This window comes from Bradyrhizobium icense (assembly GCF_001693385.1).
Lineage (GTDB): Bacteria > Pseudomonadota > Alphaproteobacteria > Rhizobiales > Xanthobacteraceae > Bradyrhizobium > Bradyrhizobium icense.
This window is the reverse complement of record NZ_CP016428.1, coordinates 8222264-8236051: the sequence shown is the minus strand read 5'-3', so window position 1 is coordinate 8236051 and position 13788 is coordinate 8222264. Positions and strand designations below refer to the sequence as shown.

The following is a 13788-nucleotide window of genomic DNA, read 5'->3' as shown; positions in this document are numbered from 1 at the left end:
TCATGCGTCAAAGCGAAGACGAAGGATTGAGATGACGGCACGCATCATCGACGGAAAGGTCATTGCGGCGGAGCTTCGCGCCCGTGTCGCGGAAGAGGTCGCGCGGGTCAAGCGCGAGCATCAGGTCACGCCGGGCCTTGCGGTGGTGCTGGTCGGCAATGACCCCGCCAGCGAGGTCTATGTCCGCAGCAAGCACACCCAGACCCAGGCCGCCGGCATGGCCTCGTTCGAGCACAAACTGCCCGCCGACGTCGCGCAGGCCAACCTGCTGGCGCTGATCGAAAAACTCAACCGCGATCCCACGGTACACGGCATTCTCGTGCAGTTGCCGCTGCCGAAATCGCTTCACACCGAAACCATCATCAACGCGATCGATCCCGCCAAGGACGTCGACGGGTTGCATCCCAACAATGCCGGGCGGCTGGCCGGCGGCTTTGCTGCGCTGTCGCCGTGCACGCCGCTGGGCTGCATCATCCTGACCAAGAGCGTGCATGCCTCGCTCGAAGGCATGAATGCGATCGTCATCGGCCGCTCCAACCTGGTCGGCCGCCCGCTGGTGCAATTGCTGCTGAATGAAAATGCGACGGTGACGATCGCACATTCGCGCTCAAAGGACCTGCCGCAACTCTGCGCCCGCGCCGATCTGGTCTATGCCGCGGTCGGCAAGCCCGAGATGGTGCGCGCCGGCTGGATCAAGCCGGGCGCCACCGTGATCGATGTCGGCATCAACCGCCTGCCTATAGCCGATGGCAAAACCCGGCTGGTCGGCGACATCGCGTTCAAGGAAGTATCGGAGGTCGCCGGCGCGATTACGCCGGTGCCCGGCGGCGTCGGGCAGATGACGGTGGCATGTCTGTTGGTCAACACGCTGCGCGCCGCCTGTGCACTTCACGGGCTGCCGAAGCCGGCGGTGTAGGTGTTACCGTCATTCCGGGGCGATGCTGACGCATCGCCCCGGAATGACATCACCTCGTCGTCGACCGCGACGCGCTGAAAAAGCCTACTTCTTCTTCGCGCGCTCGATGCCTTCCAGGATCAGGCGGTGGGCGTCCTCTGCGCCGCACCAGCGCAGCACCTTCACCCATTTGCCCTTCTCGAGATCCTTGTAGTGCTCGAAGAAGTGCTGGATCTGCTGCAGCGTAATGTCGGGCAGGTCGCTGTAGTTCCGGACCTTGTCGTAGCGCTGGGTCAGCTTCGAAGACGGCACGGCGATGATCTTCTCGTCGCCGCCGGCTTCATCTTCCATCAGCAACACACCGACCGGCCGCACGCTCATCACGGCGCCCGGCACGATCGCGCGGGTATTGGCAATCAGCACGTCGCAGGGGTCGCCGTCGCCGGACAGCGTGTGCGGGATGAAGCCGTAATTGCCGGGATAGCGCATCGCCGTATAGAGGAAGCGATCGACCACCAGCGTGCCGGCTTCCTTGTCCATCTCATATTTGATCGGCTCGCCGCCGACCGGCACCTCGATGATGACGTTGACGTCGTGTGGCGGATTTACTCCGATCGAGATGGCGTCAATGCGCATAAGGGGCTCCGCTTGGCGTTAAAGGGACGCGCCAGGAATCAGGCGCGCGTCAGGGTCCCTTTAGACCCGCAGCCGAGCAGGGAAAAGCCTGAAATAGCTTCAGTTGCTCCAGGCGAAAGCGACCTTATCGAGCGATTTGGCCCCGAACTTCTCCGAGGAGCGGGCCACCATGCGGCCGCCGAGCGCGCGGTAGAATTCCGTCGCCGGATCGTTGTCGGACAGCGCCCAGATCACCATGCTCTTCAATCCGCTCTGCATCAGATCGCGCCGGGCGGCAGTGAACAGGCGGCGGCCGAAGCCGAGACCCTGGAATTCCGGCCGCAGATAGAGCTCGTAGATCTCGCCTTCGAAATGCAGGCTGCGGGCGCGGTTGCGGCCGTAATTGGCGTAGCCCGCGACCTTGTCGCCGAACACCAGCACGCTGACGCGGCTGCCTTTGCGAATCGCACTGTCCCACCACTGCGGGCCGCGACGGTTGATGAGTTTTTCGAGCTCGGCGCCGGGAATGATGCCCTGATAGGCGGAGCGCCAGGCTTCATCATGGGTAGACGCCACCGCGGCTGCGTCCGCAGCCTTGGCCGGTCGAACCTCGATCAGGGTTGTGCTCATATCCTGATCAAAGCAAGTCGGCGGGCCGGCTTCAAGGTCCATCGTTAATTATCGGTTAACCTGTGGATTTTCTGCATCAGTTGTTCACGCTTCTGTGCCGAAAGAGGACAGAGTGTTGCTTCGCCCGCGTTTTGCCCGGGCAATGGAGGGAAAAATATCCCTGGAGTGGTCTGCCGAGCGTTCTCCGCCAATTCCGGTAACGGAAAATGTGCTGGTGTTGATTCGGCAGCGGTATTCTGTTGGTTACTCGCAACACCCTCCCTCGGTTGCGTCGGGCCCATCCATGCATCCGCCAAGACTGGTTTTCGTAGTCGCCATCCTTGCCGCGCTCGGCGTGCGGGCGGCCGCCGCGCAGTCTGGCTTCGGCCCGCAAAGTGGGGAAGGCGAGCATCACCGGCTGCAGCAATGGCTGGTACCTTCGCCCGATTCAGCAACGGCAGCGCGTGCGGTGCTGTTTCGGCCGCCGGGCGAGGGACCGTTTCCGCTTGCCGTGATCGCGCACGCCTCCACCCAGAACGTTTTGCGGCGGGCGCAGATGCCGCAACCCGAATACCGCGCACTCGCTGCATGGCTGGTGACGCGCGGATTTGCCGTGCTGGTTCCCGAACGGCCGGGCCACGGCGCGACGGGCGGCAAATACCTCGAGGATCAGGGCGGCTGCGACGAGGCTGATTACGCCAGGTCTGGCCGCGCCGTGGCGGATGCGATCGCCGCTGCCGCCGGCTTCATGCGCAAGCAGCCTTTCATCCGCGCCGAGGGCATGGTCGCGATCGGCCATTCGGCCGGGGCCTGGGGTGCGCTGGCGCTGGCCGGCGAAGAGAACGTTGCCGCCATCATCGCGTTCGCGCCCGGGCGCGGCGGGCATGCCAATGATTTTCCCAGCCGGGTCTGTGCGCCGCACACGCTGGTGGCTGCCGCGGGCGAATTCGGCAAGGCCGCACGCGTCAAGGTGACCTGGCTGGTGGCCGCCAACGACAGCTACTTTTCGCCGGCATTCTCGCGTCAACTGGTCGATGCGTTTCGCGCCGCCGGCGGCAAGGCCGATTTTCGCGTGCTGCCGGCCCATGGCAGTGAAGGCCACTGGCTGGTGGAAACTGGCGGCGGCGTACTCCTTGCCGGACCTGAACTCGATCGTGCCTTGAAGGCGCGGTCCCGTACCCCGGCGACCAAGCGATGACGCTGTATTTCCTCGCCAAGTATCTCCATGTACTCGGCGCGATCGTCATTCTCGGCACCGGCGCCGGCATCGCATTTTTCATGCTGATGGCCCATCGCAGCCGGGACGTGGCGTTCATCGTGCGCACGGCAGAGACCGTCGTGCTCGCCGACATGCTGTTCACGCTAACGGCGGTGCTGCTGCAGCCGGTGAGCGGTGGCGCGCTGATGTGGCTGTCCTCCACCGCGTGGAGCGAGCGTTGGCTGATGATCTCGCTCGGGCTCTATGCGGTCGCGGGGCTGTTCTGGGTACCGGTCGTCTTCATGCAGATCGAAATGCGCGATCTCGCGCGCAAGGCGGCGGGGCACAATCAGGAGCTGCCGCCGCGCTACTTCGCACTTTTCCACCGCTGGTTTCTGTTCGGGATTCCCGGGTTTTGCTCGGTCATGGCTATTCTCTGGCTGATGATCGCCAAACCGTTCTAGGCAGCATGGACGCCGACATCCGAAAAATCCTCGTGCTCGGCGCCTCCGGCCTGATCGGCCGCTTCGTCACCGAGGATCTGCGGGGGAGGGGATTTCGCGTGGTCGGAGTCGCCCGCAAATTGTCCGCTTCGCAGAAGAACGGTGCGCCCGATCTCGAACTGCCCCTCATGTCGATGGATGCGGAAGCACTGGCGCGCCTGCTGCGCGATCAAGGCATCGGCGTCGTCGTCAATTGCGTCGGCGTGCTGCAGGACGGCCCCGGCAGCGACACGGCCGCCGTGCATCGCGAATTCGTCGCGCGGCTGTTGCAGGCGATCCGCGAAAGTCGCCTCGCGATCCGGCTGGTGCATATCTCGATTCCCGGTGTCGCCGAGACCGACGCTACCCCCTTCAGCACCACCAAGCGCGAGGCCGAACGGCTGATCGCCGATTCCGGCGTCCCCTACACGATCCTGCGGCCGGGTTTCGTGGTGGCATTGGCCGCCTATGGCGGCAGCGCTATGCTGCGCTCGGTCGCAGCACTTCCGATCGATCTTTCGCCCGCCGAACGGCTGACGCCATTCCAGCCGGTCGCCATGGAGGATATCGCGGCGACCATCGCCTGGCTTGCCGCGCGCGATCCGGGCGAGGCGAACGCGGTGACGTGGGACCTGATGCAGGAGCAGCCGGTCACGCTCGGCGACGTGATCGATCAATTTCGCGAGGTGTTCGGCACCGGCAAATGGTGGCGCATTGTGATGCCGGCGTTCCTGCTCGATCTCGGCGCCAGGCTCGGCGACCTCACGAGTTTGCTCGGCTGGATGCCGCCGATGCGGACCACGGCGATCGCGGAGCTGCGGCGCGGCGTCAGCGGCAGCCCCGCGGGCTGGATGACCGCCACCGGCATCATACCGAAGACGATCAGGCAAATGGCCGGAAGACGCGTCGCGACCATCCAGGATAAATGGTTTGCCCGGCTGTTCCCGATCAAGCCCCTGATGATCGCAAGCCTGGTGCTGTTCTGGGTCGTCTCCGGTTTCATTGCGTTGGTGATTTCCTATGACGCGGCGGCCGGAATCCTGCGCAGCCACGGTTTTCCGCCGTCGCTCGTCGGCCCGATCACGGTGGGTACTAGCCTGATGGACATGAGCATCGGCGTGCTGATCGCGTTCCGCCGCACCTCGGCATTTGGCCTGATCGCGGGTATCATTGCCTCGCTCGGCTATATGATCGGCGCCGCCATCCTGACGCCGGACCTCTGGATCGAGCCGCTCGGCGCGCTGGTGAAGACGGGACCTGCGATCGTGCTGATGCTGGTGGCGCTATTGACGCTGGATAACCGATGAGCCCAAACCTGTGAGCCATTGGCCCGACGATGACGTGATCCTTTATGACGGCGTCTGCGTCTTCTGCTCGCGCTGGGTCCGCTTCGTGGCGAAACGCGACGTCGAGCGGAGGTTTCGTTTCACCGCGATCCAGTCGGCCTACGGGGCGCGACTGGCGCAGACGTTTGGCATCGATCCCAACGATCCCGACACCAATGCGGTTGTGCATGGAGGTGTCGCGTATCTCAAATCGGACGCCGCTTTGACAGTACTCGGCATGCTGCCGGGCTGGCGATGGACGCGCGTGCTGTTTGCTGTACCGAAGCCGCTACGCGACGCGGTGTACAGCCTCGTGGCGAAAAACCGCTATCGGATATTCGGGAAGTACGATGAATGCTTCGTGCCGGACGCAGAGATGCGGGCGAGGGTGATGGAGTAGGAATTCCCACCGTCATTGCGAGCCAACGGGTTGCGCGAATGCGCGCCCGATGACCGGCTTCGGCGAAGCGATCCATGCCTCTCCGAAAAGGAAGAGTGGATTGCTTCGTCGCTGCGCTCCTCGCAATGACGGGGCGACGATCAGCGCTTCACGGAAGCCGCCAACACTTCTACGGCCGCTCGCTCACCCGAATCCCTTGCCCCATGCGCGGTCGAGAAGAACTCCGGCGACGTCGCTTCGCCTGCAAAGAACAGCCGGCCGTCGACCGGTGCGGCGAGCACCTCGCGATCCCCCGCATGTCCCGGCAGCGCATGCGAATAGGAGCCGCGGGCGAAGGGGTCATGCGCCCAGCGAGATTCCGCGAGCGGCTTCAGCTTGCGGCGAAAATCGTTGCCGAGGATCGAGACGATCTCGTCGATGCTTGCTGCGGCGAGCGCGCCGGGGCCGGCGTCCTCCAGCGACTGCGCGAAACGGCCGCCGAAAAAGCCCTCGATGCAGGGCTGGCCGAACGGTCGGATGTGATAGGTACCCATTTCGGTGCGCATGGTGGCGGCGCGCAGATTGCCCTCGACGGGCAGCGCCTCCGGCTCATCCACTGCCAGCGTCACCTTGTCGGCGAGGCCAAGCGGCAGGCCGCGCGCGGCATCGACCTTTTGCGGCAACGGCGGCTGAAAGCGGATCGCCTCGTCGGCGATCAGGCTGGTCGGCACGGTGACGATCACCTTGCCGGCGGTCAGCGTGCCGCGCGATGTCTCGATGCGGACGCGCGCGCCGGAATGATCGATCAGCGTCACCGCGCAATCGAGCGCCACGGGACATGATGCACCATAGGCAGCAATGAGCGCGCCATAGCCGCGGCGAATGCGCCAGTTGATGTCGGTATCTTCATAGGCGTCCATGTCGAGGATGGAGACCTGGTCGAGCTCGCAGCCGTTGACGTAAGTCGAGATCGCATCGATCATCGGGTTCCAGCGATTGCCAGGCTCAAGATAAAGGCTTGCGGCGCAGTCGCGGCCATCCTTCTCGGCTTCCGCCGCCGCTACTTCGGCGCGGTCGTAGAACGCATTGAGCGCGCGCATGAAGTCGTCGCGCTCGGCTTGCGGGAACGCCTTGCCGTGAGCGCGCTCGCGCCATGGCGGCAGCGACCTGTTGATCTCGAAACCGAGCTGTTCGGCGATTTTGACGAAGGAGTTCTCATCCGCCGAATGCAGCCAGCCGCAGCCGACGTCGAAGGTGACGTCAGGCGAGGCCATGATGGTGTGCGCGCGTCCGCCGAGCCGGTCGCGCGCTTCCAGCACGAGGACAGAGAGGCCGGAATTTTTCAGTGCATTCGCCGCGCCGAGGCCTGCGGCGCCGGCACCGATGATGGCGACATCTATCTCTGCGGGGAAAGGCATGTGACCGGCGAATAGCGAAGGGCGAATAGCGAGTAGGGTATCGGAAAGTAGCCGTAACGGGAACGCCCCTATTCGCTACTCCCCATTCGCTGTTCGCCTAGATTACGCTACCGCTTCCTTGGCCTTTTCCGCGCGCTTGCGGTCGTTGGCGTCCAGGAACTTCTTGCGCAGGCGGATCGACTTCGGGGTCACCTCGACCAGCTCGTCGTCCTCGATATAGGCCAACGCCTTTTCCAGCGTCATCCTGATCGGCGGCGTCAGGCGCACCGCTTCGTCTTTGGAGGTGGTGCGGATGTTGGTGAGCTGCTTGCCCTTGAGCACGTTGATCTCGAGATCGTTGTCGCGGGTGTGTTCGCCGACGATCATGCCCTTGTAGACCTTCCAGCCCGGCTCGATCATCATCGGGCCGCGGTCTTCCAGCTTGAACATCGCGTAAGCCACCGCCTCGCCCTGGTCGTTCGAGATCAAGACGCCGTTGCGGCGGCCCTGGATGTCGCCCTTGTAGTGGGCGTAGCCGTGGAACAGGCGGTTCATGATCGCGGTGCCGCGGGTGTCGGTGAGCAATTCGCCCTGGTAGCCGATCAGGCCGCGGGTCGGCGCGTAGAACACCAGCCGCAGGCGATTGCCGCCGGAGGGCCGCATCTCGATCATCTCGGCCTTGCGCTCGCTCATCTTCTGCACGACGACGCCGGAATGCTCCTCGTCGACGTCGATCACGACTTCCTCGATCGGCTCCTGCCACTGGCCGGTGGCTTCGTCCTTCTGCAGCACCACGCGCGGGCGCGACACCGAAAGCTCAAAGCCCTCGCGGCGCATGGTCTCGATCAGGATCGCGAGCTGCAATTCGCCACGGCCGGACACTTCCATGGAGTCCTTGTCGGCGGCCTCGACCACGCGCAACGCGACATTGCCTTCGGCTTCGCGCAACAGGCGATCGCGGATCATGCGGCTCGTCACCTTGTCGCCTTCGGTGCCGGCGAGCGGGGAGTTATTGACGATGAACGACATCGATACCGTCGGCGGATCGATCGGCTGCGCCTGCAGCGGCGTCTCGACGGAGGGATCGCAGAACGTGTCGGCGACGGTGCCCTTGGTCAGGCCCGCAATCGCGACGATGTCGCCGGCTTCGGCTTCATCCAGCGGGGTGCGCTCGATGCCGCGGAAGGCGAGGATTTTGGTGATACGACCCTGCTCGATGGTCTTGCCATCGGCGCCGAGCACCTTCACCTGCTGGTTCGGCTTGATCGCGCCCGAGGTGATGCGGCCGGTGATGATGCGGCCGAGATAGGGGTTGGCTTCCAGAATGGTGCCGATCATCCGGAACGGGCCCTGCTCGACGCTCGGCGGCGCGACATGGCGCACGATCAGGTCGAACAGCGGCTGCATGCCGGCATCGTGGGAGCCATCGGGGCTATCGGCCATCCAGCCCTGCTTGGCCGATCCGTAAAGAATCGGGAAATCGAGCTGCTCCTCGCTGGCGTCGAGCGCCGCGAACAGGTCGAACACCTCGTTGATGACTTCGGTCGGACGCGCATCGGGACGGTCGACCTTGTTGATGACGACGATCGGCTTCAGCCCGACCTTGAGCGCCTTCGAGACCACGAACTTGGTCTGCGGCAGCGGGCCTTCGGCGGCGTCGACCAGCACCAGCGCGCCATCGACCATGTTCAGGATGCGTTCGACTTCGCCGCCGAAATCGGCGTGGCCGGGGGTGTCGACGATGTTGATGCGGGTGTCCTTCCACTGCACCGAGGCGGCCTTGGCCAGAATGGTGATGCCGCGCTCGCGCTCCAGGTCGTTGGAGTCCATCGCGCGCTCGGTAACCTTCTGGTTCTCGCGATAGGTACCGGATTGCTGCAGCAGACGGTCGACGAGGGTGGTCTTGCCGTGGTCGACGTGGGCGATGATGGCGACGTTACGAAGGTTCATGGCTCTTCTTCTGGTCGTGCATGTGGAGGCGCGATCTCACCGGAAAACCGGGACCCACTTTTCCGGATCGCCCTCAAAGCCTGGAATGCGAACAGGGCCGTGGCTGAAACCCGGCCCCAAAAAGGAAGCCCGGCCAAAAGGACCGGGCACACCTTACGCGTTGCGGCGCAATATATTCAGAAAACGCCAAAAAACAATGGTTGGTTTGGCATTTGGTTAGCCGAATTTGGCCGTGGCGCCGGGCTCAGTTGCCCTTTTCGGGGTCTGGATAGACCCCGCGCAAAACCTCGTCAAAATGGGCTTTGACCGCCTCGTTACAGCGGCAGGACCGGTTCCGCAGCGCATCCCGGTTACGGACGAGAATCGACCCACGGCGCGTTTCCAGCGTGCCCTCCACCCTGAAAGTCTGAATAACCCGGCTGGTGTAGGAGCGGCCGACGCCGAGCAGGGTCGCCAGTTGCTCATGAGTCAGCGGTACGACGTCCTCGCCATCCGTGCGTTCCATCGCCGAAATCATCCATTTCGCGGTGCGCTGTTCAATCGAATGGATCGCGTTGCAGGCGGTGGACTGGAAGATCTGCGCCAGCATGCAATCCGCATAGCGTGCGAAAACGTTGCTCAGCGTGCGAGACTTCGATTTGGCCGCATCGAGCTTGCCAACGGGCAGCCGCACGAACGGCCCCGCGAATTTGACCGAGATGCGGGTGTAGGCGGGAAGATAGCCCTGGCTGACGATGCCCCCGACCGCACCCTCGCGGCCGATCAGAACGGTTTCAACATCGCGGCCATCCTCGTTGGCTACCATGTAGGAGACAAGGCTGGGGCCGCAGGGAAAATGGACCGTCTCGACATTATCGCCGGGGTTGTAGAGCACATCATTCGGATCAGCGTCGGCCGCGACGAGATGCGGTTCAATCAACGCGAAATCGGCGTCATTCAAACGGCGCAGCAGATTGTTGAATGGCCGCTCGCCGGCCATCCCGTTTCGTCGCGTGAGCATGGAAGTTCCTCGTTCCCTCCAAGCGACAATAATGTGTTTGCTGCCGCCGATATGTGCACAAGTGGACAGACGTTAGAACGGACATGTGATGGTTTCGGTTCCGGAACCGGCAGGTGCGCTTTCACAGGCATCGGCCGCCCGTCCAGTCTCCCGGAGCTTCGGCCCGGGTTCCTGATCAAAATTTTTGAAGCTTGAACTGGCGAGAACATGGACCGCGCCTCCCATGACGGCATGCCCCGCGACGTGCTGGTCGTCGAAGACGATCCAATCATCGCACTCGATTTCGAAGACACGATTCTGGGGTTTGGCGTGAAGACGGTGCGGATCGCCGCGAACGTGGCCAAGGCGCTCGAATTGATCGCCCATCGGCCGCCGGAATTTGCGCTGCTCGACGTCAGCCTTATCCGCGAAAAGAGCTTTGCCGTCGCCGAACGGCTGGAGGTGCTGAAGATTCCGTTTGCCTTCGTCACCGGCTATGGCGCGGATGCCACGCTGCCGGCGGCATTCGCGGCGAAGCCGCGGCTGCCAAAACCCTGTTCGACCGAAGCGCTTGAGGCGCTGCTGAAGAACTGCCGCGTCATGCCTTGAACGGTTGCCGCCGGCGCGGCAATCACACGGGCCTGGGATCGAGCGTTGTCGACCACAGCGCAACATCGGCGCGGTCGCGTAAGGTCACCGTCATCTGCCCGCTGCCGCCGTCGATCCTGACATGGCCGAAGAACTGCATGCCGGCCGACGGCGGAAGGTTTTGATAGCCGGGCCCCGGCGCCTTGATGAACTTCACCTCGGGACCGAAGGTGTTGTCGAGGTCGTTCGGGCCGAACGTGCCGGCGTGCAGTGGTCCGGCGACGAACTCCCAGAACGGATCGAATTCCCCAAACTGCGCCTTGTCGGGATTGTAGTAATGCGCGGCGGCGTAGTGCACGTCCGCCGTCAGCCACACGGTGTTGACGACGCCTGAAGTCCTGATGAAACGCAGGAGATCGGCGATCTCCAGCTCGCGGCCGCGCGGCGGGCCGTCGCCTTGGGCTGCGGCCTCCGAGCCCTTCTTGTTGCGCGCGTCGTCATAGACGATGAGGCCGAGCGGCATGTCGGATGCGATCACCTTCCAGGTGGCGCGCGAATTCAACAGCTCCCGTTTCAGCCACGCGAGTTGCGCCGGCCCGAGAAAGAAGCTTTCCGGCCCGTAGGTCGTCTCCTGGTTCGGGCCGTTCGGTCCGCGATGGCTGCGCTCGTCCAGCATGAACACGTCGAGATGCGGACCATAATGCAGCGTGCGGTAGATCCGCCCCGGCTCCGTGATGCTCGCGCGGATCGGATACATCTCGTGGAAGGCGCGCGCCGAGCGGGCGGCGAGCAGGGCGACGTTGCGCTCCTTGTAGGCGGCAGGCAGCTCCTTGGACGACGACCAGTTGTTGACCACCTCGTGGTCGTCCCACTGCACGAAGACCGGCACCTCGGCATTGAACGCGCGCACATGCTCGTCGATGAAATTGTACTTGTGCGCGGCGCGAAATTCGTCGAGCGTCTCTGCGACCTTTGCTTTCTCAGGCGTCGTCACGTTCTTCCACACCTTGCCGTCGGCAAGCGTCACCTCGCCCTTGATCGGGCCGTCGGCATAGATGGTATCGCCCGAGTGCAGCAGGAAATCCGGGCGATGCTTGCGCATGGTGGCGAAGGTGAACATGCCGCCGTCATCCGGGTTGATGCCCCAGCCCTGTCCGGCAACATCGCCACCCCAAACGAAACTGACGTCGCGGCGGTCGGCCGGCGCCGTCCGGAACCGCCCGACCGCCGGCTCGCTTTCGATGCCGGTATGGGCGAGGTCGCAAAACCGGACGCGATAGAAGATCTCCTGTCCGGCAGGCAGGTTCTCCAGCAGCATTTTCGCGGTGAAGTCGCTTTCGGGCAGCGCTGCGATCGGCGGCAAAGCCCGTGCGTTGGCAAAGGATTCGTTGGTGGCGACCTCGACCAGCATTTGCGAGGGCCGGTCGGTGCGGGCCCATACCACGCCGCCGTCAGCGCCGACATCGCCCGACTGCACGCCGGAGGTGACCACGGGCCTGTCCGCGGCGCGGCTGAGATAAGGCGCTGCAATGACGCCGATGGCGCCTGCGCCCGCGGCGGCCAGGAAACGGCGCCGCGAAATTCCGCGGATATCGTGACGGCAAATGCTGCGGGGATTGCTGAACCTCATGCGGTCTTCTTTCCGGAGCTGGCGTTGGTGCAATGTAGTACCGCCAGACCGGGAAAGAATTGATGACGGTTCGATTGCCGGATCGTCTGCTCAGGCGTTGCCGGCCGCGCGGAATTGCGCGCTCGCGCGTTGCAGGTTTTGCGGCATGCTCAGCAACAGCGCCTTGCGGTCCGCGACCGCGTTGTGGAATTGCTCGATCGCGATGTTGAACGCGGTCAGCGTGCCTTCCTCGATCGTGCCGTGTTCGTAGCACAGCAGCGTGTGGCGCAGAATGTCGTCGGCTTCCGCCTGCATCTGGTCGAGTTCGTCCATCGAATCGCATTGGCGGGCGGCGCTGAGCATATCGAGAAGCCGGTCGCGCTGCGATGTATTGACGTTGCGCTCGTCCTTCTTGAGATAGCCGGCAAACCACGCGCCGGCGGAACCCATCGCCGACATCGCCATCAACGCCCACCAGATGTAATCGCTGTAGCGGTCGAGAAAGGTCTTTTCCTCGCCGTCGACGAAGGCGGCGGCGCCGGGATGCACGGGAATCGTGGCGTCCTTGTCGGTGTCGGGCGTCTCGATCTTTGCGGTGAGCGGAAATTCGTTCTTCAGGTTTTGCCGGATGGCGAACAGTTGGCGGGTAAAGGCGGCGATGGTCGATTCCGGTATGCCTCTGCGCGCCACGATGTGATGGGCGAAGCTGATGGTCTTGACCTCAGCCTCGGGCTTGTCCGGCGCGCCGCCAAAGGTCCCGGCGGGAATTTCGGAAGCCTCATAGGCGGGGTGGTTCTGCGCAATCGCCTCCGCCGAATCGATCGCCAGGAATTTCGGCGTGCCGCCGTCTCGCGCGGAAGCCGCGATCGCGTCCGAAGTGATCTTGCTGTTGACCGGGCCGGCCGCGAGATAGGCATCCGCCTTCTGGTTGCGAATGGCTTCCGCGGCCTCGTTGGCAGGAAACTGAACGATCTCGACCTTGCCGGGATCGACGCCGTATTGCCGCAGGATCACCTTGAGCAAATTGACATTGGCCTGGGTGCGGCCGACCACGCCGATGCGACGGCCGGCGAGCTGTGTAATCTTCGTGATTTCGGGCGCGGCCTTCTTGTCCTTCCCAGCCCTGGCCTTGCCGGCTGACGGCACCCATAGCACCGCGACGTTCTTGCGCAGCGTTGCCACGGCTTGCGCGTTCTTCGGCACATCGAGATCGCCGCGGATGATGGCGAGATCAGCTTTGCCTTCGCCGAGCAGATTGGCGCTCGTGAGTGCGCCGTCAGTTTGCACCGGACGCAGCCGGACCTGGCTGTTTTGAGGATTATTGAAGGCCTGCGCCAGATTCTGAACGACCTTGAGATCGTCGCTGTTGGCAGGGCCGACCGCGATCCGCAGCGTCACTGGCCTCATCGCAAAGTAATACCCGGCCGCCAGCGCGCCGACGACGGCCAGCACGCCGGCCAGCGTCACGAATGTCAGCCGTCGTTTCGCAGAGCGGGGCGAGGGTGCGGCCGGCGTTTCCGCCGAATGGGGGCCGTCGGTCATCAATCCCCGTACGTTTGAGTGGAATCTTCACGCAGCCGGCACGCTTCGGTGCGCATTCTAGCAAATTTTCCGGGGGAACCTTTGTTACATCTCTGTCATGGTTACCGGCGTCCGGGCCGTCGTCGGACGCGCTTTGCTTGCCTATCATGGGCATGGGATCCCCGAAGCGGCCATGAGTGTTAGCTTGGGTGTTAGGGTAGACATGCAGATTCAAGTGCGG

General features: G+C 63.7%; 13 protein-coding genes. 6 read left to right on the top strand and 7 right to left on the bottom strand.

The window, feature by feature from the left end:
• The first annotated feature begins 31 nt into the window (after positions 1-31).
• Complete coding sequence (gene folD, locus LMTR13_RS38170; protein WP_065732235.1) at positions 32-916, top strand: bifunctional methylenetetrahydrofolate dehydrogenase/methenyltetrahydrofolate cyclohydrolase FolD; 885 nt, start codon at positions 32-34, stop codon at positions 914-916.
• An 84-nt stretch (positions 917-1000) separates the two neighbouring features.
• On the opposite strand, the gene ppa is transcribed toward folD, so the two are convergent.
• Entirely contained in the window at positions 1001-1531 is a 531-nt protein-coding gene (ppa, locus tag LMTR13_RS38165; protein ID WP_065732234.1) for an inorganic diphosphatase, read from the bottom strand.
• A 99-nt stretch (positions 1532-1630) separates the two neighbouring features.
• Positions 1631-2140, bottom strand: coding sequence for a GNAT family N-acetyltransferase (locus LMTR13_RS38160; protein ID WP_065733318.1), 510 nt, complete (start codon positions 2138-2140; stop codon positions 1631-1633).
• 283 nt (positions 2141-2423) lie between these two features.
• Between LMTR13_RS38160 and LMTR13_RS38155 the strand changes: the two genes are divergently transcribed.
• The 4 genes from LMTR13_RS38155 to LMTR13_RS38140 are packed head-to-tail and all read left to right on the top strand — an operon-like array spanning position 2424 to position 5524.
• Entirely contained in the window at positions 2424-3317 is an 894-nt protein-coding gene (locus LMTR13_RS38155; RefSeq protein ID WP_065732233.1) for an alpha/beta hydrolase family protein, read from the top strand.
• Positions 3314-3781 (top strand): DUF2269 family protein, encoded by a 468-nt coding sequence (locus tag LMTR13_RS38150; RefSeq protein ID WP_065732232.1) that lies wholly within the window; start codon positions 3314-3316, stop codon positions 3779-3781. The genes LMTR13_RS38155 and LMTR13_RS38150 overlap by 4 nt, the downstream gene beginning before the upstream one ends.
• 5 nt (positions 3782-3786) lie before the next feature.
• Positions 3787-5106: an SDR family oxidoreductase gene (locus LMTR13_RS38145; RefSeq protein WP_065732231.1), complete on the top strand. Its 1320-nt coding sequence runs from the start codon at positions 3787-3789 to the stop codon at positions 5104-5106.
• Between the two features lie 10 nt (positions 5107-5116).
• On the top strand, positions 5117-5524 hold the full coding sequence (locus LMTR13_RS38140; RefSeq protein WP_065732230.1) for a thiol-disulfide oxidoreductase DCC family protein: 408 nt from the start codon (positions 5117-5119) through the stop codon (positions 5522-5524).
• A gap of 140 nt (positions 5525-5664) precedes the next feature.
• On the opposite strand, the gene LMTR13_RS38135 is transcribed toward LMTR13_RS38140, so the two are convergent.
• The 3 genes from LMTR13_RS38135 to LMTR13_RS38125 form a co-directional block, all read right to left on the bottom strand.
• Positions 5665-6921 (bottom strand): flavin monoamine oxidase family protein, encoded by a 1257-nt coding sequence (locus tag LMTR13_RS38135; protein WP_065732229.1) that lies wholly within the window; start codon positions 6919-6921, stop codon positions 5665-5667.
• A 102-nt stretch (positions 6922-7023) separates the two neighbouring features.
• Positions 7024-8850, bottom strand: a complete 1827-nt coding sequence (typA, locus tag LMTR13_RS38130; protein ID WP_065732228.1) for a translational GTPase TypA — start codon at positions 8848-8850, stop codon at positions 7024-7026.
• Between the two features lie 244 nt (positions 8851-9094).
• Positions 9095-9829, bottom strand: a complete 735-nt coding sequence (locus LMTR13_RS38125) for a Crp/Fnr family transcriptional regulator (RefSeq protein WP_418219745.1) — start codon at positions 9827-9829, stop codon at positions 9095-9097.
• Positions 9830-10057: 228 nt separating this feature from the next.
• Between LMTR13_RS38125 and LMTR13_RS38120 the strand changes: the two genes are divergently transcribed.
• The gene (locus LMTR13_RS38120) at positions 10058-10438 is read left to right on the top strand and encodes a response regulator (protein ID WP_065732226.1); all 381 of its coding nucleotides are present in this window, start codon (positions 10058-10060) and stop codon (positions 10436-10438) included.
• Positions 10439-10460: 22 nt separating this feature from the next.
• Here LMTR13_RS38120 and LMTR13_RS38115 read toward each other — a convergent pair whose 3' ends face one another.
• Both LMTR13_RS38115 and LMTR13_RS38110 read right to left on the bottom strand, forming a co-directional pair.
• Entirely contained in the window at positions 10461-12047 is a 1587-nt protein-coding gene (locus LMTR13_RS38115; RefSeq protein ID WP_065732225.1) for an alkaline phosphatase D family protein, read from the bottom strand.
• Between the two features lie 90 nt (positions 12048-12137).
• Positions 12138-13568: a TAXI family TRAP transporter solute-binding subunit gene (locus LMTR13_RS38110; protein ID WP_083219392.1), complete on the bottom strand. Its 1431-nt coding sequence runs from the start codon at positions 13566-13568 to the stop codon at positions 12138-12140.
• Positions 13569-13788: the final 220 nt, after the last annotated feature.